The organism is Pseudomonas sp. YH-1, assembly GCF_051990045.1.
GTDB classification, from domain to species: Bacteria; Pseudomonadota; Gammaproteobacteria; order Pseudomonadales; family Pseudomonadaceae; genus Pseudomonas; species Pseudomonas nicosulfuronedens.
Window position 1 is genome coordinate 6,576,283 of record NZ_CP178184.1, and the last position, 21,576, is coordinate 6,597,858.

At 63.6% G+C, this 21,576-nt stretch carries 18 protein-coding genes; 2 read left to right on the forward strand and 16 right to left on the reverse strand.

From position 1 onward, the window contains the following. Nucleotides 1-247: 247 nt before the first annotated feature. The gene (locus ACKI1H_RS30510; RefSeq protein ID WP_138522242.1) at nt 248-1,123 is read left to right on the forward strand and encodes a LysR substrate-binding domain-containing protein; all 876 of its coding nucleotides are present in this window, start codon (nt 248-250) and stop codon (nt 1,121-1,123) included. A 305-nt stretch (nt 1,124-1,428) separates the two neighbouring features. Continuing rightward, nucleotides 1,429-1,884, forward strand: coding sequence for a glycine zipper 2TM domain-containing protein (locus ACKI1H_RS30515; RefSeq protein WP_138522244.1), 456 nt, complete (start codon nt 1,429-1,431; stop codon nt 1,882-1,884). Between the two features lie 47 nt (nt 1,885-1,931). Here the strand turns inward: ACKI1H_RS30515 and ACKI1H_RS30520 are convergent, their stop codons facing one another. The 16 genes from ACKI1H_RS30520 to ACKI1H_RS30595 all read right to left on the reverse strand — a co-directional run bounded on the left by ACKI1H_RS30520 (nt 1,932) and on the right by ACKI1H_RS30595 (nt 21,559). Further along, nucleotides 1,932-2,120 (reverse strand): hypothetical protein, encoded by a 189-nt coding sequence (locus ACKI1H_RS30520; protein WP_138522246.1) that lies wholly within the window; start codon nt 2,118-2,120, stop codon nt 1,932-1,934. Between the two features lie 81 nt (nt 2,121-2,201). Then, complete coding sequence (locus tag ACKI1H_RS30525; protein WP_440467262.1) at nt 2,202-3,626, reverse strand: efflux transporter outer membrane subunit; 1,425 nt, start codon at nt 3,624-3,626, stop codon at nt 2,202-2,204. Continuing rightward, complete coding sequence (locus ACKI1H_RS30530) at nt 3,626-6,793, reverse strand: efflux RND transporter permease subunit (protein WP_440467263.1); 3,168 nt, start codon at nt 6,791-6,793, stop codon at nt 3,626-3,628. The genes ACKI1H_RS30525 and ACKI1H_RS30530 overlap by 1 nt, the downstream gene beginning before the upstream one ends. Nucleotides 6,794-6,803: 10 nt before the next feature. After that, nucleotides 6,804-8,048, reverse strand: coding sequence for an efflux RND transporter periplasmic adaptor subunit (locus ACKI1H_RS30535; RefSeq protein ID WP_440467264.1), 1,245 nt, complete (start codon nt 8,046-8,048; stop codon nt 6,804-6,806). After that, nucleotides 8,048-8,659 carry a hypothetical protein gene (locus tag ACKI1H_RS30540; protein ID WP_440467265.1) on the reverse strand — a complete coding sequence of 204 codons (612 nt, stop codon included), beginning with the start codon at nt 8,657-8,659 and terminating at the stop codon, nt 8,048-8,050. Before ACKI1H_RS30540 ends, ACKI1H_RS30535 begins: the two co-directional genes overlap by 1 nt. 58 nt (nt 8,660-8,717) lie before the next feature. Continuing rightward, a complete protein-coding gene (locus ACKI1H_RS30545) occupies nt 8,718-9,038 on the reverse strand; it encodes a hypothetical protein (RefSeq protein WP_440467266.1) in 321 nt (106 codons plus the stop codon). A 58-nt stretch (nt 9,039-9,096) separates the two neighbouring features. Then, nucleotides 9,097-9,600 carry a transcriptional regulator gene (locus tag ACKI1H_RS30550; protein WP_440467267.1) on the reverse strand — a complete coding sequence of 168 codons (504 nt, stop codon included), beginning with the start codon at nt 9,598-9,600 and terminating at the stop codon, nt 9,097-9,099. 285 nt (nt 9,601-9,885) lie between these two features. Beyond that, a complete protein-coding gene (locus ACKI1H_RS30555) occupies nt 9,886-11,247 on the reverse strand; it encodes an MFS transporter (RefSeq protein ID WP_440467268.1) in 1,362 nt (453 codons plus the stop codon). A 97-nt stretch (nt 11,248-11,344) separates the two neighbouring features. Beyond that, nucleotides 11,345-12,784, reverse strand: coding sequence for an NAD-dependent succinate-semialdehyde dehydrogenase (locus ACKI1H_RS30560; RefSeq protein ID WP_440467269.1), 1,440 nt, complete (start codon nt 12,782-12,784; stop codon nt 11,345-11,347). Continuing rightward, complete coding sequence (locus ACKI1H_RS30565; RefSeq protein WP_138522262.1) at nt 12,781-13,815, reverse strand: aldo/keto reductase; 1,035 nt, start codon at nt 13,813-13,815, stop codon at nt 12,781-12,783. Before ACKI1H_RS30565 ends, ACKI1H_RS30560 begins: the two co-directional genes overlap by 4 nt. A 10-nt stretch (nt 13,816-13,825) precedes the next feature. Continuing rightward, nucleotides 13,826-14,338, reverse strand: coding sequence for a formaldehyde-activating enzyme (gene fae, locus ACKI1H_RS30570; RefSeq protein ID WP_138522264.1), 513 nt, complete (start codon nt 14,336-14,338; stop codon nt 13,826-13,828). 386 nt (nt 14,339-14,724) lie between these two features. Continuing rightward, complete coding sequence (locus tag ACKI1H_RS30575; protein ID WP_440467270.1) at nt 14,725-17,010, reverse strand: Orn/Lys/Arg decarboxylase N-terminal domain-containing protein; 2,286 nt, start codon at nt 17,008-17,010, stop codon at nt 14,725-14,727. A 100-nt stretch (nt 17,011-17,110) separates the two neighbouring features. Then, the gene (adiC, locus tag ACKI1H_RS30580) at nt 17,111-18,622 is read right to left on the reverse strand and encodes an arginine/agmatine antiporter (protein WP_440467271.1); all 1,512 of its coding nucleotides are present in this window, start codon (nt 18,620-18,622) and stop codon (nt 17,111-17,113) included. Nucleotides 18,623-18,770: 148 nt separating this feature from the next. After that, nucleotides 18,771-19,349, reverse strand: coding sequence for a DUF2846 domain-containing protein (locus tag ACKI1H_RS30585; RefSeq protein WP_440467272.1), 579 nt, complete (start codon nt 19,347-19,349; stop codon nt 18,771-18,773). Nucleotides 19,350-19,496: 147 nt separating this feature from the next. Beyond that, nucleotides 19,497-20,090, reverse strand: coding sequence for a GNAT family acetyltransferase (locus ACKI1H_RS30590; RefSeq protein ID WP_440467273.1), 594 nt, complete (start codon nt 20,088-20,090; stop codon nt 19,497-19,499). Between the two features lie 176 nt (nt 20,091-20,266). After that, entirely contained in the window at nt 20,267-21,559 is a 1,293-nt protein-coding gene (locus tag ACKI1H_RS30595; RefSeq protein WP_440467274.1) for an acyltransferase family protein, read from the reverse strand. Nucleotides 21,560-21,576 lie beyond the last annotated feature (17 nt).

Consider the following 21,576-nt stretch of genomic DNA (forward strand, 5'->3'; position numbering starts at 1 on the left):
GGCCCGGCCTTGGTGGCCGGGCATGCGGGAGAGCTTAGTCAGTCGCGCAGGCAGCGGGTAATACGCCGCTACTACACGGCCACGCGCTCGAAAGCCGGCGACTCCACCCAAGGCCCTGCACCATTGCAAGTCAAAGTGTCCCGACACAACTCAGGAAGCGCCAGACAAACACATGTTCCGCCACCGGCAGCACAGCTAGAATCGGTAAAAAATCCGCGCCTCACGCGCCCCTCCGGATGGCCCAGCCATGCGTAATCTGCCGCCCTTGACCATGCTCCGCGTTTTCGAAGAAGTGGCCCACCACCGCAGTTTCAACCGTGCGGCCGAGGCCTTGAACGTCACCCAGGGAGCCGTCAGCCGGCAGATCAAGCAACTGGAGGAATACCTCGGAATCAGCCTTTTCCTACGCACCCCCCGTGGCCTGACCTTGACCGAAGCCGGTAGCGCCCTCGCCCCACACCTGGGCGAGGCCTTCGACCAGATGGAGCGCGCCCTGCAGGCCGTGCGCGTACCGAACCTGCGCCAACGTCTGCGCATCCTCGCACCACCGACCTGGGGTACCCGCTGGCTATCGCCGCGGCTGCGCAGCTTCCTCAAGCGCTATCCGGACATCAGCCTGAGCATCACCAACCAGCAGGGCGACGACAGCGCCGGCGAACTGGATTGCCGTATCCGCTTCGGTCTGGAGCAGGCCACCCACTGCCATAGCGAGCTGCTGGTGATGGAGCGCCACATCGCCGTGGCGAGCCCGGAGCTGTTCGACGGCGAACGACCGCCAGAACTGCATGACCATCCGCTGCTGCACATCCTGCACGAGGGCAAGCGCCTGCGGGTCTGGGAAAACTGGCTCGAAGCAGTTGGCCGCAACGACGTCGATGCCGCCAGCGGAATCGAGTTCAGCACCCTCGACCAGGTCATCCACACAGCTCTGGCCGGGGGCGGTCTTGCAGTGATCGACCGTCAGATGATCGAAAGGGAGTTGGCCAATGGCAGCCTCCTGCCCATCACTCCGGTCGAGGTGGTCGGCCCCTACGGCTACTGGCTGGATATCGCCACCGACAAGATGGGACTGTCGAAGGTGGAGCGATTCCAGCACTGGCTGAATGTGGAACGTAACCCATGAGACATCTTTCGCCAGAATAAAAAAGCCAGGTCCTGACTCACGGAATAACCAGGACCTGGCCCAAGGCAGAGGCAGGAGTACGGAGCCCCTCGATCAGCCTCTGTCGCATACCCCGATCGGCGTGCGCCCCATTCTTGACGCGGCGACAGGCCCCGGACTACCAGAAGCGTCCTAGAGTCTGCCGCGACATTTCCTGTACTCATCGCCCCCCGCAGCAGCCTCGGAAACTTCCCCTTAACCTCGGAAACCCGGCGTGCCAATGAAGGCGCGCCTGCCATAGATCCCCATCTTCGAGGTACAGATCAATGAAACCAGCAACATCCTGGCTCGCCGGTGCCCTGCTCGCCCTATCCCTCAGCGCTTGTGCAACGGTGGATGCCAACGACGGCGGGCCCGGCGAGGTGGAAATCCGTACCGGCCGCATCGAGCAAATTACCCTGACGCAGATGCAGACCAACCACGACAGCGGCGTGGGTGCCGTGCTCGGCGGCGTCGGCGGCGCCGCGCTGGGCAGCCTGGTTGGCCGCGGCACGGGCCGGGATGTGGCGATGGTTGCCGGCGCTCTGGGCGGGGCGTTGAGTGGCAACTACGAGGAAAAGAAACACTACGACCAACCCAGGGAAGCCCAGCAGATCATCGTACGCATGCGTAGCGGAGTGCTGGTTTCGGTGACCCAGCCGGTCAACCCCAGCCTCGGTCAGGGTATGGCGGTGTACATCGAGGGGAGTGGCAACGGAGCGCGTGTAGTGCCCCAGAGCTGATAACCAGAGGCGCCTCTCTTCCGAGAGGCGCCTCTGCTGCCAAGTCATCAGGCGCTGGGAAGTTTCGGCTTGTCGATCAACTCGTTGCGCAACACCTCGATGCAGCGGGGAGCGCGAATCGAAAGACGCACCATCACACCCTTCATCGGCGTCCGGGAAAGCGACGTGTAAACGCCATCGACCCGTACCGCCAACCCCTCGCCCCGCACTGCTGCAAGGATTTCCTCATCGCTCACATCGTCGCCACAGAAGATCCGAAGCTCCTCCCCTGGGCGACGTGATAATGCCAAGGCCACTGACCTGTCTCCCGTATCGTATCAACGATTCACAATCGGCCCGAAAAGCAGCGACGCATCAGGGCCCACTTCGCCACCCACAGCCAGGTACAACGTGTTGAAGGCGTTCAGCGCGGCCAACCGGCTGTTCACTTCCTGTAACTGCCCATCGAAAAGCTTTTCTTCCGACGTAGTGACATCCAGGTAGGTCGAATATCCTCCCTCGTACAAGCGACGCGCCTGCAGCGAGTATGTTTGCAGCGCGGTGACCTGCTGCTCGACCGCAACCAACTGCGCCGCTGTCTCCCGAGTTCCCACCAGCGCATCGTTCACATCGGCCAATGCCGACTGCACCGCGCCTTTGTAGGCGAGCACCGACTGCTGGTACTCGGACTTCGCCTGCAGCACCTGCCCGGATATCGCGCCGGCATCGAAAACCGTCTGATTAAGCCCCAGGGCCAGGTTCCAGACTTTCGACGCACTCTCGAACAACTGCCCACTCTCGCCGCGGCTGAAGCCGATCATCCCCGACAGGTTCAGGTCCGGCAGATACAGTGCCTGCGCTGCGCCGACCATGGCGTTGCTGGCAACCACAGCCTGCTCGGCCTGCAGCAGGTCCGGACGTCGCGACAGCAAGGTTGCCGGTAGGACCTCCGGTACCTTAGGCGCGCCAAGAGACGACAGGCGCTCGTTGCGCACGATGGGGCCTGGATTTCGGCCAAGCAGCACCGATAGCGAGTTCTCTGCCGAATTGATCTTCGCTCTCAACGGAGGAATCGCCGCCTGAGTCGACCAGTAATCGTTCTGCGCCTGGCTGAGTTCGATCTGGCGGATCACCCCGCGGTCATAACGCTTCTGGAAGATATTCAGGGCTTCCTTGCGCGCCTGCGCCGTCTGCTCCGCAATGGAGAGTTGCTCATCCAGCGCCAGCAGATTGAGGTAGCCTTCACTGATCGAACTGGCCAGGCTCAGCGCCACGCCACGCTGCGCGTACTGCGCACCGAGCAACTGCGCGCTTGCGGCTTCGCTCTGGCGCCGCAACTTGCCCCAGAGGTCGATCTCCCAGCTGGCATTCAGGCCAGCCTGGTACTGGTTGCCTACTCCATCGAACCCGGCAAGCGGCGTGTCGACGAACTGGTCACTCAGCGCACGCTTGGCCCCGCCCCCCAGCCCCAACTGCGGGAACAGACCTGCGCGCACCGTACGCAACTGACCACGGAACTGCTCGATGCGCGCGGTGGCGCGTTGCAGGTCGAGGTTGTTCGCCAGCCCCTCCTTGACCAATGACGACAGGGTGGGAGAGCCGAATTGGTTCCACCACGGACCGTCGACCTGGGACGAGGTGCTGTTCAGGTGTGCCCTGTAGGCCTCCGGCATTGCGACTTCGGGTCGTTGATAGTCGGGGCCGATCATGCAGCCGGAAAGGGCCGATACGACTAACCCCAGCACAAGCTTTCTGGAAGTCATCAGTGTACCTCCTGGGTATTGCCGCCACTGGGCGTCACTGAAGCGGTCACGACTCCTTTCGACTTCTCCCGCCGCTCGCTGAAGCGTTCGACGATGTAGGAGAACAGCGGCACGAACACCAGCGCCAGGCTGGTGGCCGCGAGCATGCCGCCGATGATGCCGGTGCCGATGGAGTGACGGGAGTTGGCCCCGGCACCGGTGGCGATCGCCAAAGGGACAGCACCGAAGATGAAGGCCAGGGACGTCATGATGATCGGCCTCAGGCGCAGTTCGACCGCCTTGAGCACCGCGTCCAGCGGAGCAAGGCCGGCCTGGCGCTGCAGGATGACGAACTCGACGATCAGGATCGCGTTCTTCGCCGCCAGCCCCACCAGGGTGACGAGACCGATCTGGAAGTAGACGTCGTTGGAAATACCCCGCAGCCAGATCGCCACCAGGGCACCGAAGATGCCGAAGGGCACCGCGCTGAGTACGGTCAGCGGTAGCGACCAGGACTCGTACTGCGCCGCCAGGATCAGGAAGACCATGATGATGCCGAAGGCGAATACCAGCACAGTGGTGTTGCCCGCCTTGTTTTCCTCGAAGGCTTCGCCGCTCCAGGCGAAGCTGTAGCCCGGCGGCAGCTCCTGCAGGGCCAGTTCCTGCATCGCCTTGATGGCATCGCCGGAGCTGTAACCGGGGCCGGCATTGCCGGTGATCTTGGCAGCAGGGAAGTTATTGAAACGTGTCACCAGACTCGGGCCGGAAGTGAACTCGGTCTTCACCAGGGCGGACAACGGGATCATCTTGCCGTCCTTCTGCCGTACGTAGAGATATCCCAGATCAGTCGGCGAACTGCGGTACTGGGCGGCGCCCTGCAGGATCACCTGCCAGACACGGCTGCCCAGTACGTACTGGCTGATATAGGCCGAACCGAACTGGGTCTGCAGCGCGCCATACACGTCAGCCATCGGCACACCCAGGGTCTCCGCCTTGGCATTGTCCACCGAGACGCGCATCTGCCGGGTCGAGGCCTGGAAGGTACTGATCAGACCCGACAGTTCCGGGCGTTTGGCGGCGGCACCGATGAGTTTCCAGGTGGCAGCCTGGAGCTCTTTCGCATCGCCTTCACCACGGTTTTCCACCCAGAACTCGAAACCGCCCTGGGTACCCAGGCCCGGAATCGATGGCGGGTTGATGGGGATGATGCGCGCCTGGGGAATAGTTGCCAGCTTGGGGGACAGGGCACGGATGATGCCATCGGCCGACATCGCATCCCCCTTGCGCTGTTCCGAAGGCTTCAGGTTGAGGAACACAGTGCCCATGTTGGTCTGGTTCTGCCCGTCGATGAAGCTGTACCCGCTGATGGCGGACGCATCTTGCACCGCAGGGTGCGAACGGAACATCGCCGCGACCTGTTCGGTAGTCGCCTCGGTACGATCCAGGCTCGCCGAATCCGGCATCATCACGGCAACCAGCAGGTAGCCCTGGTCCTCTTCGGGCACGAAGCTGGTGGGAATCTTCGAGAACAGCGTGGCAATGCCCAGCAGCATGGCGGCGAACAGCACCAGCGCCACCACCATGCGCCGCACCACCAGCGAAACCAGGCCGACGAAGCCGTGGGTCATCTTGTCGAAAGCCTGGTTGAACCACTGGAAACCCTTCCAGCGCGCATGCTGTCCCGGCTTCAGGATCAGCGAAGCGAGAGCCGGGGAAAGCGACAGGGCGACGAAGCCGGAAATGGTCACCGAGCAAGCGATGGTCAGGGCGAACTGGCGATACAGCAATCCTGTGGTGCCACTGACGAAAGCCACGGGGATGAACACCGCGCAGAGCACCAGCACGATGGCAATCACCGGACCGGTCACCTCCTCCATCGCTTTCACGGTAGCGTCATGGGCGCTCAGGTTGAACGACTCCATGTTCCGCTCGACGTTCTCCACCACCACGATGGCGTCGTCCACCACAATGCCGATGGCCAGCACCAGCGCGAAGAGCGTCAGCAGGTTGATCGAGAACCCCAGTGCCAGCAACGCGCCGAAAGTACCGACCACCGCAACGACCACGGCAGCGACCGGAATCAGGGTGCTGCGCACGCTCTGCAGGAAGATGAACACCACCAGCACCACGAGGAGAATGGCGATCAGCAGAGTGACCACGACTTCGTGGATCGAGGAACGCACGAACTCGGTGGTATCCAGGGAAACCGCATAGCTGATGCCCTGAGGGAAGGTGGACGACATGTCGGCCAGCGCGGCGCGCACGTTCTTCGACACTTCCAGGGCGTTGGAGCCGGCCTGTTGGTAGACCGCGATCATGGTCGACGTCTTGCCGTTGAGCGACGAACGCATGCTGTACTGGTTCAGGCCGATCTCCGCACTCGCCACGTCGCCCAGGCGAACGATGGCGGTGCCGTTGGCGTCGGCACGCAGGATGATCTGTTCGAACTCCTTGGCGGTCTTCATGCGTCCCGGGGTGACCAGCGGGTAGGTCAGCTCCATCAGCCCCTGGGAGGGCGCCTGACCGATGTTGCCGGCGCCGAACTGCTGGTTCTGCTGGCTGACCGCGTTCTGTACGTCGGTCGCGGTGATGCCCAGCTCCGCCATGCGGTCCGGCTTGAGCCAGATGCGCAAGGCGAGGTCAGCATCGCCCATGATCTGCGCCTGGTTTGCGCCTTGGATACGCTTGATGGCGTCCAGCACGTAGAGGTTGGCGTAGTTGCCCACGTATTGCTGGTCGAAGCTGCCGTCCGGCGAGTAGATCGCCAGTAGCATGAGGAAGCTGGAGGAGCGCTTCTGCACGTTCACGCCGTTCTGCTGCACGGACTGCGGAAGCTGCGCCAGGGCCTGGCTGACACGGTTCTGTACCTGGACCTGGGCGATGTCCGGGTCGGTACCAATGTCGAAGTACACGTTCAACGTCATCTGCCCGGTGGGCGAGCTGACCGACTGCATGTACAGCATGTTGTCGACACCGTTGACCTGCGTCTCGATGGGTGCGGCCACGGTCGAGGCGATGGTCTGCGAGTCGGCGCCCGGATAGGTCGCCGTCACGGTGATCTGGATGGGGGTGATGTCCGGATACTGCGCCACCGGCAAGGCGAAGATGGAAACGCCGCCGGCAATGATGATGATCAGCGACAGCACCATCGCAAAGATGGGACGGTCAATACAGAAACGGGAAAGCATGACGGTCGCCTCACTCTGCCTTCGGGGCCGCTGGGCCGAAACTGCCGGCCGGCGCATCGCCGGTGATCTTCAGGGGTGCGCCGGGCAAGAGCTTTCCGGCGCCATCGACCACGACCTGCTCGCCGCCCTTGAGCCCCTTCTCGACTCGCCAGAACTCACCGGACGGTTCTGCCATCTGCACCGGGCGCTCCTCGGCCTTGTCACCGTTGACCACGTAGACGAAGTCGCCCTTGGGGCCGTGCATCACAGCACGCTGCGGCAGCTGGATGGCATTGGCGTAGTTCGCACCCTTCAGGGTGATGCGCACGAACTGACCAGGGCGCAGGTTGCCCTTGGGGTTGGCAAAGTCGGCGCGGACCATGAAGGTGCCGGTCAGCTGGTTGAAGGTGGACGACGCAAAGGTCACCACACCGGTCGCCGGGTAGCCCGAACCATCCGCCATCTGCAGATCCGCCTCGAGACGGCCGTCAGCAGGCAGCACCAGACGACCGCTGTCGCGCAGGTCGCGCATGGCGAGGAACTGCTCTTCACTCACGCTCATCACCACGCGCATCGGATCCAGCGTGGAGACCGAGGTCAGCAGGCTGTTGCTGGCGTTGACATAGGTCCCGTCGTTGACGTGGGCGTAGTCGCTGACGCCATCGACCGGCGAACGCACGTAGGTGTAGGAGAGGTTCAACTGCTGCGTCTTGACCTGGGCCAGCGCCGCCTCCATGGAAGCTTCCGCGGCCTTGGCCGTACCGATGGCATCGTCGCGATCCTTGGGGCTCAGTGCGTTTTCCGCCGCCAGCGGGAGTACGCGGTCCAGGTTGGCCTTGGCGCGCTCATAGCTCGCCTTCTGCGCCGCGTACTCTGCCTTGGCCGAATCGAGCTGCGCCTGGAACGGTGCGTGGTCGATCTCGAACAGCAGGTCGCCGGCCTTCACCACACTGCCTTCGGTGTAGTTGCGCTTGAGCAGGAAGCCATCGACCCGGGCGTGGATATCCACGGCCTGAGGACTCTGGGTCTGGCCGACGAAGGTCATGCTCGCCGGCAGGTTGAACGGTTTCACCACGACAGTCGTGACAGCGACTGGAGCAGCCCCGGCGGGCGCTTTTTCCGCCCGATCACAGGCGGTCAGGAATACGGTCGCGAGTAGTACTGCGCAGGGGCAGCCCAGATGAGTCAGGCGCATAGTCAATCCACAGCGAATGCCCGAAGGCGAGGGAACAGAGAGAGGGGAGTTCCCGCCGCGGCAGGAACTCCGCGATAGCATCAGTTGGTGGACGTGGCCGGCGCCGCCGACTGGGCGACCGGGTGAGCGGTGACGATCTGCAGGGTGTCCTCGTAGGTCACGTTGAGCATCTGGCCGACCTTCAACTCGGTCATCTTGCTGCGCAGTTTCGGATCGTCGATGGCAACGGTTTTGTTACTGCCATCGGGGCCTTCGAAGGTGATCTGATGCTTCTTCAGATTGACTCCGAGAATCTTCAGCTGCACACGGGCCATGCGGAAAGCGTCGCCGCCCGGATGCGGATTGCTCGGCGTGGCGATGGCTGCGCCATCGACCTCGAAACCGCCCGGAGCCTGGGTCTGTACCTGGGTGTCGAGATCGAAGGCAGTGGAGTGGATGACCAGTGCGCCGATGGCATCACCGGGTTTCAGATGATTCAGATCCTGAGCAGCATCGGTGACCTGGACAGTCACCGGCTTGCCCGCAGCATCCGCAACCACGATGCGACGATCCTTGGCATCGACGGAAACCACCCGGGTTACGACTTCGTCGGCCTCGACGGCGCCGCCCAGAGGGATATCGACGGCCATCACGGGAGTAGCGAACGCCAGCGCCAGTGCGCTGATCAACGGCAGGGACTTGAGGATATGCATGGTTGAACCCTCCTTGGGCTCGACGTGGTGAAGAGAGGGAGGCGACGAATGATGTGCATTACTCGGTAACGCGCGCGGTATCGCTGAGCGCATTGCAGGTGTCGGAGGTCAGGCAGTAAGTGATGTACACCGCCTGGCGCCCACAGCCGCGCACACCGATGGTGTATTCGGTACGGTTGTTGGCGTAGGCGAATTGGGTGACCTTGCTCGACAGCAGGGAAGCGGTCACGTCGGGGCAGTCCAGTTCGAACCTGGCGCGGGATACGGTCGCGTCAATCGCTGCCGACTGGTTTTGCGCCAGGAATTGCTGGTCAGTCATGCATCCGCTGAGGGAAGCGGCACAGACCAGCAGCGCGGCTACCGGATAACGGTTCTTCATATGGCGATCTCGCTTGTCGATGCGATGGGGGCGTGATGCACTCGGCACGAAGGGACGATCACTGCGCGAGCGGCAGCGAGCGTGAGGTCTGGATCTGCGCCATGGCATCGAGCTGTATCTCGATCTGCAGGAAACGCAGTGCGCGCACCGGGGAGACCTCCTTGGCGATTCGCGTCACGTAGGTTTCCTTGAGTTGCTGGCGGCGATCCTCCAGCTCAAAGACCCGCGCCTGCAGGCCGCGAGCCTGCTCCTCGCTCACTGCGCCCTGCTGCAGGCTGCGGACGAAGTCCAGGTCCAGCGCCAAGGCTTGCGTGTCGGCCTTGGCCGCTTCGCTGCGGTAGTCGTTGTAGATGCCCCAGAAGCGCTCGGCCTCTGCCGGTGCGAGTTCGATGTTGCGCTCGACGACACGACGTCGGTTGTACTCGACGTCGGCCAGTTGGTTCTTGATCTCTTCCTGATGCTTCTCCATCTCGTCGCGAGTTCGCTCGCTGGCGTCTTCGGCGCAGGCGAGCAAAGGCATCGAGCCAAGGGTCAGGGCGGCAATAGCACTACGTAGATACATGGCGAATCCTCGTGGGCAGCGGGTGTCCACGGACGGCCATGGCAGGGGTGAAAGCCATGCGGGACAGCGTTATCCGGGACTGAGGTGGTTACCTTAATCGGCATCCGGGGCGCTGAAATCGGGGGAAAAATAGATACGGACGGACCTCCAGTCAGTTGCGCCAATTTCCTACAGGAGCAACTCCAAAGACTGAGGAACAGGCTGCCGCCATGGGCTTCCTGGCACAAAAAAAGGCGCCCCGGTTTCCCGGGACGCCCTTCGGAGCTTCCTTGCTCTCAGGTCAGGTCAGGCCAGGCTTGCGGCCTTGGCCGACACTTTGGTCGCCACATCGCCGGCATCGCTGCGACAGGCATCCGTCAGGGTGAGGTACTTGGTCTCCGGTGCCCAGGCGATGGAGATGACCGCGCCCAGCAGCAGGATGCCGGCGAGAATCGCCATGGTCGGGTTGAGGCCGATACCCGCCACACTGACCGGCAGCAGGAAAGTGCTCAGCGCAGAACCCAGACGGCTGGCCGCCGTGGCCAGGCCGATGCCGCCGGCACGGACCTCGGTGGGGAAGCTTTCCGCCGGGTAGACGCCGACCAGGTTGCTCACCGCCGACAGCACCAGGGTGAACAGGCCGAAGCACGCCACCATCAGCCAAGCCATGCTGCCCGGTAGCAACACCAGCAGGAACAGCGAAGCGGCGAGGATCAGGAAAGAGTTGATGAGGAAACCGCGGCGCGTGAACTTGATGGTGCACCAGATGCCCAGCAGGGCCCCGACCACCAGCAGCGCGTTGAGCATCATCTCGGTGCCGAAGCCTTCGGCCAGCCCCATCTTCTGCAGGATCGACGGCAGGAAGGTGTAGATGGCGAAGTACGGCATGACGATGCAGATGAAGAACAGACAGTTGAATGCGGTGCGCTTGCGGTACTCGCGACTGAACAGCGCGCTGTAGCCGGCGTGCTTGCGGGTGACGACCTCCTCGTCGATCTCCACGTTGGCGCCCAGGTGCTTGTGCACGATGGCACGGGCTTCCTCGACGCGGCCCTTGTGGATCAACCAGCGCGGCGACTCGGGCGTGCCGATGCGGGCGATCAGGATCATCGCTGCGGGGATCGCCGAGGAGGCCAGCATCCAGCGCCACGCATCATCGCCCAGCGGCAGCAGCGCGGTACCGACAAAGGTGGCGGCAACATAGCCGAAGGTCCAGATCACGCTGAACGAGCCCAGCAACACGCCTCGGTGCTTGCGCGGGGAGAACTCGGCGAGCATGGCGTGGCCGACGCTGAAGTCACCGCCCAGGCCGATACCGATCAGCACCCGGCAGAGGAACAGCTGCATCGCGGATTCGACGTAGAACTGCATCACCGAGGCGATGGTGATCAGCACGAAGCTGATGAGGAAGATTTTCTGCCGGCCGAGGTGGTCGGAGATCCAGCCGAAGAACAGGCTGCCGAAGAACAGCCCGAGCAGCGCGGAGCTGCCGATCAGGCCCTGCCAGAAAGGCGTCAGCGCCATCTGCGGATTGATCAGGGTGAAGGCAATACCGATGAGGCCAAGGATGTAGCCATCGGTGAAGTGGGCGCCGAAGGTGAGACCGGCGATCTTGATGTGGAACCTGCCGATGGGCAGGTCATCGATTTTGACTGGTTGACCCGACATGATCGTCTCCGATTTTTTGTTATTGGAAACACAGCGAGGTTGAGCCACCGCGCCCTGAACGGCGCGGCGGATGAGGCAGAACTCCTTGGGTGGGGCGTCAGGCGGACAGGCCGCCCATGAGCAGGTACTTGATCTCCACGTAGTCCTCGATGCCGTACCTGGAACCCTCACGGCCCAGGCCCGATTCCTTGATGCCGCCAAAGGGCGCCACCTCGGTGGAGATGATTCCTTCGTTGATGCCGACCATGCCGGCTTCCAGGCCTTCGGCCATGCGCCAGACGCGGCCAATGTCACGGCTGTAGAAATAGGCGGAAAGACCGTAGGGCGTATCGTTCGCCAGACCCAGGACTTCAGGCTCGTCGCGGAATCGGAAACAGGCAGCGACAGGGCCAAAGGTTTCCTCGCTGGCAATCAGCATTCTCGGACTCGCCTCGGCCAGTACCGTTGGCTCGTAGAACGTGCCGCCCAACGAATGACGACGGCCGCCGCACAGCAGCTTCGCGCCCTTCTCCAGGGCATCGCCGACGTGCTGCTCAACCTTGGCCAGCGCCGCTTCGTTGATCAGCGGGCCCTGCTCGGTCTCGCCTTCCAGCGCATTGCCCACGCGCATGGCGCGTACAGCATCGGTGAGGCGAGAAACGAACGCGTCGTACACCCCGTCCTGGATATAGAAGCGGTTCACGCAAACACAGGTTTGCCCGGTGTTGCGAAACTTCGAGGCCATGGCGCCGCGCACGGCGGCATCGATATCGGCGTCGTCGAAAACGATGAAGGGGGCGTTGCCGCCCAGCTCCAGCGAGACCTTTTTCAGTGTCTCCGCTGCCTGGCGCATCAGCAGCTTGCCGGTGCGGGTCGAACCGGTGAAGGACAGTTTGCGCACTGCGCCAGACGCCTGGATGGCGCCGCCGATAGCTGGCGCATCGCCGGAAACGATGTTGAACACGCCAGCCGGAATGCCCGCCTCCTCCGCCAGCACCGCGAGGGCGAAGGCGGACAGTGGCGTTTCTTCCGAAGGTTTGAGAATCATCGTGCAACCAGCCGCCAGCGCCGGGCCGACCTTGCGGGTGACCATCGCCAGCGGAAAGTTCCACGGCGTGATCGCGGCAACCACACCGATCGCCTGCTTGATTACCACGATGCGTGCATCGCCCTTGTGCGAGGGGATCACGTCGCCATACACACGCTTGGCTTCCTCGGCGAACCACTCGAGGAAGCTTGCCGCGTAGGCCACTTCGCCCTTGGCCTCGGCCAGTGGCTTGCCCTGCTCGGTGCTGAGCAGGCGCGCCAGGTCATCCTGGCGCTGCAGCATCAGTTCGCCCCAGCGGCGGATGCGCGCGCTGCGTTCCTTGGCAGTCAACACGCGCCAGGCCGGCAACGCGCGTTCGGCGGCGGCGATGGCGGCATTGGTTTCCTCGGCACCACCACGGGCCACGTCGACAATCAGCGCGCCTGTGGCCGGGTTGCGTACCGGGTAGGTCGTACCGCCATTCACCCATTGGCCGTCGATGTAGTGGCCAGTTCTCAGCAGCTCGCTCATGCCACCGCCTCCGTCAGCGAGAAAGCTTCATGCATGGGGCGAGCAACACGCAGGATGCGTTTACCGGCGGTGTAGTCGTTGATCACGTCGCAGGGCGTGTAGTTGCGTTCCAGTTCGTAGATCTCCTCGTCGTCCAGGCGGGTCTCCAGCGCAGCCAGGGCACTGTCGAATTGCGCGGTGGTGTCGGCGCCGACCAGCATGCAATCCACGCCCGAATGCTGCAGGACCCAGGCCTGGGCGATCTGCGCGTTGGACACCCCGCGGCGCTGGGCCACCCGCTGCACGGAGCGGGCGATCTCGAAGGAGGCCTCGTCGGCATACATCTGCTGGGTGAAGAAGTCGGTCTGGTTGCGCGTGGAGTTCGCGTCGCCGGTCAGCAGGCCCCGCGCCAGCGGGCTGAACACCGAGACGCCGAGGCCCTGATCGCGGCAGAACGGGATCATCTCGCGCTCTTCCTCGCGGTAGGCGCAGTTGAGCTGCAGCTGCATGTTGATCGGCTTGACCCAGCCGTTGCGCTCGCAGGCCATGAGGATCTTCGCCAGCTGGCCGGTGAGCATGGTGGAGACGCCGATGTAGCGGGCCTTGCCGGCGCGAACGATGTCGTTCAGCGCGCCCATCACCTCTTCCACCGGGGTGTTCACGTCATAGAAGTGCAGCATGTAGATATCGACGTAATCCATGCCCATGCGCTTCAGGGAGGCATCGATGCCATCCATGATGTGCTTGCGCGAATGGCCACTGGCGTTGATGCCGGGACGAGTTCCGTAGCCGACCTTGGTGGTGATCACCACGTCTTCGCGGCGCACCAGGCGCTTGAGGATGCGGCAGACCACTTCCTCGCCGACGCCGGCCGAGTAGAAGTCGGCGAGGTCGATGAAGTTCACCCCGGCATCCAGCGCGTGCTTCACGATCGGCTCGCTTTTCTGCTCGTCGAAGATCCACGGCTTCCAGTCGGGGGTGCCCATGTTCATGGTACCCAGGCACAGCTTGGAAACCTGCAGGCCGGAGTGGCCGAGACGGATGTATTCCATGGTGCGGACCTCAGGCCTTGGGGGTGTAGAAGGGATTGGCGATGGCATTGACCACGTCGGCCAACTGCGCGCGCTCGGGCCTGCAGCTCAGCGCCGCGCGGATCGCGGTGCGACAGGCGTTGTAGTTGTTCAGGTAGACGGCATCGAGGTCGTCGCAGCTCGGGTTGACCCAGTTGGCGGTGACGATGGCCCACTCGTCCTCGGCTTCCGGCGGCAGGGTGCCGTCCAGCAGGGCCTCGGTGACGGCCTTGGCGATGCCGGCCTGGGACGCGCCCCAGGTGGCGTTGGCGTGCAGGTCACCGTTGATCTCGGCCTTGTTCACGTAAAGGGTCATGGGTTTGACCGGGATGTTCGGCTGGGCAATCACCATGAACGGGCAGTGCCCCTGGCTGGGCGAAGCGAGGCTGCCGGCGAAGGCCTGGCCGGCCGGGCCGTTGCGCGGGCCGAGCAGGATGTTGATGTGCGCGGCGTTGACGCCGGGGCCTTCGAAACCTTCACCGATGTACAGGTCGAGCTTTTTCATGGGGTACCTCATGGAACCGTGGGGGTGTAAGAAAGCCTGGGCCTGCATGCGCGGCCCATGGCAAAACCGGCGGAGAGTGCCGGGAGAAAGTCGCTGGGGAATCAGGAATCGACGGGCGAGTCGGAGGGATGCACGAAGGCACCGGACAGGCCGGAATACGGAGGACGGATCGAGGACGGGGAAAGCAGGAAAGTGATCATGTCGCGTCGCTCTTTGTTGTTGTCGATGAGCTGGTGCGACGATTTTTAGCACCAGGCCAAATCGGCCCGGTAACCATTAAAACTCAAGGAGCTATGAGTTCATCTCATACCCCAGTTAATGGACACCCAGACAGGAAAAAGCCGACGGGGAAGCACATTCCGCCGTCGGCTGGCTACCTTTGCCCGTCAGTCCTTGAGGCAAGCGATACGGTACAGACCGTCCTCGACCTCGACGCCATGGGTATCGTGGGCAAAGCCAGGGAAATACCGGTCGAAGGCTTCCAGCGCCTTCAGGTAACCCAGTACCGGGCCGCTGCCTGGGCCGGCATTCTCTCCCGGCATCAACAGCGGAATACCCGGCGGATAGGGCACCACACCCGTTGCGACAGTGCGACCACTCATTTCCTCCAGGGTCAGCCGTTCGATGTTGTTCTTCACCAGTTGTTCATAGGCGGCGGTAGGCGTCAGCCGTGGCTCGGGTAGCAACGAGAACGCCTGCCCCATCAGCGTGGTGGTCTGCAACTCCGCCATGGATTCGAACATCCGGTCACAGAGGTCCTTGAGCCCCATGTCGCCGTAGCGTCCCGGCCAACTCGTGACCAACTGCGGCAGCGCGCGCGACAGCGGGAGGTTGGCGTCGTAGTCACGCTTGAATCCCAGCAGCGCATTCACCAGCGTGCCCCACTTGCCCTTGGTGACGCCGATGGAGAAGAGGAACAGCAGGGTGAAGTCGGTGGTTTTCTCGACCACGATGCCCTGCTGCGCCAGATAGGCCGTGAGGACTGCGGCAGGTATGCCCACCGGCATCAGCCCACCACCCGGTGCAACACCGGGTGTCACCACCGAGACCTTGATCGGATCAAGCATGCAGTAGCCGTCCTCGATCTCGCCGAAACCATGCCATTGCGCTCCCGGCGCCAGGGTCCAGCACTGCGGATCGCTGACCAGCAGCTCCTCGTCCGCCTCGAAGAACGGCACCTTGCGGCCCGTTTTCGGATCGCGTACCTCATCGGGCTGCCAGGCGTCGAAGAACCAGTCGCCCTGCTCGGCAAAGTCATTGCTCAGGCGCGCCAGCAAGCGGCGAAACGCTACCGCCTCGCGGATAGCATCAGTGGTCAGCGCCACCCCACCCTGCCCGTCCATCATCGCCGCCGACACATCGTTGGAGGCGATGATCGCGTACTGCGGCGAGGTGGAAGCATGCATCATGAACGACTCGTTGAACCGCGCGTGCTCCACCGGATTGCGCCCGTCGCGCACATGAATGAACGAGGCCTGGGACAAGGCCGCCAGCAGCTTGTGGGTGGACTGGGTGGCGAACACCGTGGGACGGTCTGCCGTGTGCTCGGCGGGATCACCGTGCATGGCATGCCGCTTGTGGTAGATCGGGTTGAAGCGCGCATAGCCGTACCAGGCTTCGTCGAAGTGCAGGCGGTCGACACTCTGCCCGAGCAGTTCCTCTACCCGCGCCACGTTGTAGCAGAGACCGTCGTAGGTGGAGTTGGTGATGATCGCGTGGCGCGGCGTGGGATCGATGCCCGGATGTGCCAATGCGTTATCGGCAACCTGGCGCTTCACCGCCACCGCGGTCAGGCGTTCCGGCAGGATCGGGCCGATCAGGCCGAGGTGATTGCGCGACGGCACCAGGTAAGTCGGGATCGCCCCCGACATTGTCATCGCATGCTCCGCCGACTTGTGGCAATTGCGATCGCACAGGGCGATCTGGTCGCGGGTGACGCTGGCCATGAGGATGACCCGATTGGAGGTCGAGGAACCATTGGTAACGTGGTAGCTGCGGTGGGCGCCGAACACCCGTGCGGCATAGCGCTCGCTCTCACCGATGGGACCGCTGTGGTCGAGCAGCGAGCCCAGGTCGCCGACAGAGATCGACAGTTCCGAGCGCAGCAACTCCTCGCCGAAGAAGTCGAAGAAGGCGCGCCCGGCCGGTGCCTTGAGGAACCCCGTGCCGCCGGTATGGCCCGGCGTGTGCCAGGAGTATTCGTAGACACGGGAGAACTTCATCAGCGCCTTGAACATCGGTGGCAGCACCGCCTCGCGATAGCGTTCGACGGCGGCGGTAATGCGACCGCCAATGAAGTCAGTGGTGTCTTCCAGCAGCCAGATGAAGTCGTCCGACTGGCGCAGCGCCTTGAGGTCGATGGAAGCGGCGTCACCGCGCGACGCCATGAGGAAGACCGGCAACTGGGCATGCCGCTGGCGCAGCGTATCCAGCACCGGCAGCGCACCACCAGGCAGCTCCCAGTTCAACAGCACACATTGCAGCGCGGGATTCGAATCGATGACGGCACGAGCATCGTCGGCACTCGCGGCAATCAGCACAACCACTCCGCGCCGCTCGAGGTCCTGGACCAGCGCGCGCACGGCTCGCCCTGCTGAAGTGGCCTGTTCCAGCGACTCATGGGCCATCAGGACCACGATATCCAGCGTGTTCTTGGTAACGGACTCAGACATGGGAACTCCTAGAATCGGCTGGCGGCTCCCGCGCCGCCAGCCAGGCAGGCGCCTGCCCCGCCTTCAGCGCCATCGGAGAAGGCGCGTGCAGGCGAAGGGATCAATGGGAGGGGAGTACAGTGGCGGCCGGTGCGGCAGCGACGGCAGGAACGCCAGCCACCGGTTGCGGCACCCGCGGGCGCAGGTTGAGGTTGTCGTGGCGGCCGACCGAGACCCAGAACATCGCCACCAGCGCGATGATGGTCAATGCCAGGGTGCCGAAGCGGATCCAGCCCGGCGAGACGCCGCCCGGATGGATGCCGGTCTCCTCGACGGCGCGCATGCTGTTGATCGACAGCTCGTAGAAGATGATCGTGGAGACCACGAAGATCAGCGACCAGCGCGTCTGCTCGCCATCGGAGCCGACCATCGCCCACAGGCTGTAGATGGCCGCGATGATGCCGACGAAGGTGTAGAAGCCGTACTGCCTGGCGGGCATCTTCTTGTAGCCCATCACCTTGATGGCGATGGCCGAATAGATGTACGGCAGCAAGGTCATGATCACCGCGATGGAAGCGATCTTGCCGAACTGTTCACTGGCGGTGGGCGACATGGTCGCCAGCACCTGGATGCTCATGATCGCCGCAACGATGGCCAAACCCGCCGACGGCACCCCCTTGGCGTTGACCTTGGCGAAGACCTTGCCGAACAGGCCGTCATCCGCCGCTGCCTTGGCCGTCTGTCCGACCAGCAGCGTCCAGCCGGCCAGCGACCCGAGGCAGCCGATCGCCGCGCAGAGCGCCACGACGTTGGCGGCGGTATCCCCCAGCGCCAAGCGCGCGGCATCGGCGAATGGCGCGCTGGAAGCGAGAAGATCCTTGTTCGGGATCATGCCCATGATCGCCGTGGAGCTGAGCACGTAGCAGACAGCCGCGATCAGCACGCCGCCAACCGTAGCGATAGGCACGTTGCGCGCCGGATCCCGCACTACGCCCGCAGACACCGAGGCGCTTTCAACGCCGATGAACGCCCATAGCGTGTAGTTGAGCGTCGAACCCACCGCCTCGAAGCCGCTCTTGCCGGAGACGTTCCAGCCCGCTTCGTAGATGTCACCGCTGAACCAGAACCATCCCAGCAAGGCCATGCCGATGATGGGGCACAGGGCAAAGACCGTGGTGAAAGACTGGAGCTTGCCCACCACCGAAGGGCCGAGGATGTTGGCGTAGGTGAAGAACCAGATCACCGCGATCTGGGCCATCGCCGACACCAGCGGGTCCTTGAGGCTGGGGAAGAAATGAGACAGGTAGCCCAGCCCGGCGACAGCCAGGCCGACGTTGCCCACCACGTTGGCCAACCAGTAGATCAGGTTGGTCTGGTAGCCCATGTAGTTGCCGAAGGACTTCTTGGTGTAGGCGTACGGCCCTCCGGCGGCGGGGTCGATGGCCGATAGCTTGGCGAACACGAGCGCCAGCGACACGGCGCCGACAATGGTGATGAACCAGCCATAGAGGGCGATACCTCCGGTGGTAGCAAGGTTGGCCGGGAGCATGAACACGCCCGAGCCCATCATGTTTCCCGCCACCATCAGGGTGGCTGCCACCACCCCGATCTTGTTGTTGTCGGCTTGTTCCATCGCGTGACTCCCTGAAAGTGGAGTCACGATTCTTCTGCCGTCGACAGAACCCCGAAATCGCACGGATTCCCAAAGCGGAGGCCGAATATTCCTTAGCCAGGCAAGAGTAGAATCCGGCTACCGCGGGCGTCCCGACAACCGCTTGACCTCAGAGCCCGATGCGCTCGAAGAAGCCCGGCCCTTCGACTTCCTTGCCGCTGGCGGCGATGCTCACCGGCTCCTGCACCTGCCGCGTGGCGGGGATTTCCCGCGAGCCCAGCTCCTTGCCCACCAGTTGCAGCGGGCCGGCGCCCTGGCCAGCGGTGTGCTCGTACTTGGGCGGCGTATGGGTCTCGTCGTAGCGCAGGTAGTAGACCTCACCGGCGCGGGCTTCCAGGGTGAAGCCGGCGATCAGGGTGAAGTCCAGGCTGCCGCCGGCGAAGAAGGTCCAGAAGCTGCCCAGCAGCGGTCGGCGCATCTGCAGCGGATAACTGCCGGGGGCGAAGCTCAGGGCGAAGTAGCCGTTGCTCGGCAGGCTGCCGATCAATTCGTTGTTGATGAACAGCCCGGGCGCTTCCAGCTCTTCGTCGGACCACTGGTTCTGCGGCCGGTAGAGGTACACCGTGGCCTGCTGCGCATCCGCAGGCAGCGCGCCGAACGGCGGCCCGTCCACCGCGCCGAAGAACGCACCGGGCGAGCTGCAACCGGCGAGCATCAGGAGAAAGGCGCACAGGGCCACTCGGAGCATGGAAAGTCCCTCTTATGTTATCCCCGGAGCATAACCAGCGCTTCGCGCCTTGCCACCCGTCGAAAGTCCGGGTCGATCACTTCTCGGCCATGCCCAGGTCGGCAGCGCGAACCGCCCTTGATCCGGCGTCTGGACCACCGACGCCCGTCAGGTCAGTTCCTTGAGCCAGAACATCATCGACTTGGCAGTCTCCCGCTGCTCGCCGATATCGCGCCAGTGGTATTCGGTCTGCAGGGAGGGTTGCGGAGTGAAACCGCGCTGCAGCCAGAAGGCGTCCGGCGAGCGGTAGCCGACAGGTCGCGCGGAATGCTCCGGCGGCCGCCGAAGGGCGCAGAAGGCACACCAGTCGAAGCGATCCAGCCCACGCACAAAGCGCTCGCGTTCCTCGAAGAAGCGCAGGTCGAGATCGGCGTGGCGGTACTCGGGCAGAACCACCGACTCGCCAAAGTAGAAGATTCGCTCCGGGTTCCAGCCCTGCGTCAGGAACGGCCGCTGGAAAACCTCAGCCTCGTCCAGCAGCGGCAGCCCGGTCGAAGCTCCTACGACCCGGCCCTCGTCGATCACCAGTACGCACAGGCTCCAGGCCGAGCGCACGTGGCTGTCGAGGTACCCGGCTTCATATTCCGGGCTGCCGTCGTAGAGGTACGGATACTCGCGGAACACGCTGATGCGCAGTCGCGCCAGATCATCGATGAACGGGCGAAGGGCTTCGCCGCTGAGTAGGCGGATTTCGACGGGCATGGTGGTTTTCTTCCGCAATGGGCCGCAGCGGCGGCGCTGCAGAAAACCTAGCACGAGCAGCGCAGGTCGGCAGATGCGGCGAGGGGCGGCGCAGTATCTGGTTCGCGAGCAAGCTCGCTCCTACGAAGAGCGCGACCTGTAGGAGCGAGCTTGCTCGCGAACAGCCCAACGATGGATTACGACTCGGTAACCACTCGTCGCCGCGCGGCTGGCGGTGCGGGCGGCGCCGGCAGCAGGTGGCGTACCAGCCATTTGCGTACCGGCACCACGCAGCGCTCCTGCACCAGCACGCAGCTGGTGACCATGAACAGCAGGAACAGCGGGTACAGCCAGATCGACAACTGCTGATGGGTCGCCGACTCGACGCAGAACGCCCAGTCGGCCAGGCAATCGCCCGGTGCGCGGATCAGCTTCTCGGTGCGCGAGAACAGGGTAAACAGTGGTACGTGCAGGGCGAACAGTGACAACGAGGCGGCCCCCAATCGCGGCGACCAGTGGCGGATCAGACTGCTCCGTGGATCGCGCGGCAACGCACTCATGTATACCAGCATCAGCTGTGCCGGCAGCAGCAGACCGTTGTGCAGCAGGAAGTACCAGAACTTGGCGCCGTGGGTGTAGAGGTAATCGGCGACCAGGAAGTTGCCCAGCACGAAGGCGCCCATCGCCACCAGCGTCCCTCGTCCCGGCAGGCGGCCGGCGTCCTTGTACTCGCGGAACAGCCCGTAGGCGAGGATGCCGCTGAGGAACTCCGGCAAGCGCAGCAGCGGGTTGCGGTGCAGCAGGCCGGTCCAGGGCATGCCGTACTGCTCGCTGGCGACCACCAGGATCGGCGGGATCAGGTAGAGCACCCACAGCGCCAGCAACCAGCGCCACTTGTTCTTCGCCCGCGCCAGGCGTGGCGCGACGAAGGGGAAGCAGAGGTAGAAGAAGAACAGCGTCGACAGCGACCAGAGCGGCGCGTTGAAGGTCAGGTAATAGGGGTTCCAGGCCTGCAGCATGGTCAGCTGGAGAATGCTGTTGAACAGCAGCTCGCGGTCGCTCATCCAGTGGTGGAACAGCTCCGGTTGCAGACGGCCGATAGCCTCGTTGGTGTCGTAGATGACAAAGCGCGGCGTCGCCTGGTCCACGTCCGGGCCGATACCCAGCCCGCTCACCACCAGCAGCACGGCGATGGTCAGCAGGATCGAGAAGATGTGCAGCGGGTAGAGGTTGGACAGGCGCTTGGTGAAGAAGCTGCGCGGGCTCTCGCGCAGGTGCCCGTCGGTGACGTAGACGTGGCAGAGCAGGAAACCGGAGAGCACGAAGAAGGTACTGGTGGCGAAAAAACCGAGGGCGGTGAGGTCATCGAGGCCGGCGAATTTCTGCTCCGCCGGGTAACTGTGCAGCGTGTGGTAGATCACCACATAAAGGCCCATCAGGAAGCGCAGCCATTCCAGCCCGATGAAACGTTCCTTCTGAATCTTCTCCACACCGCTCTCCTACTCGA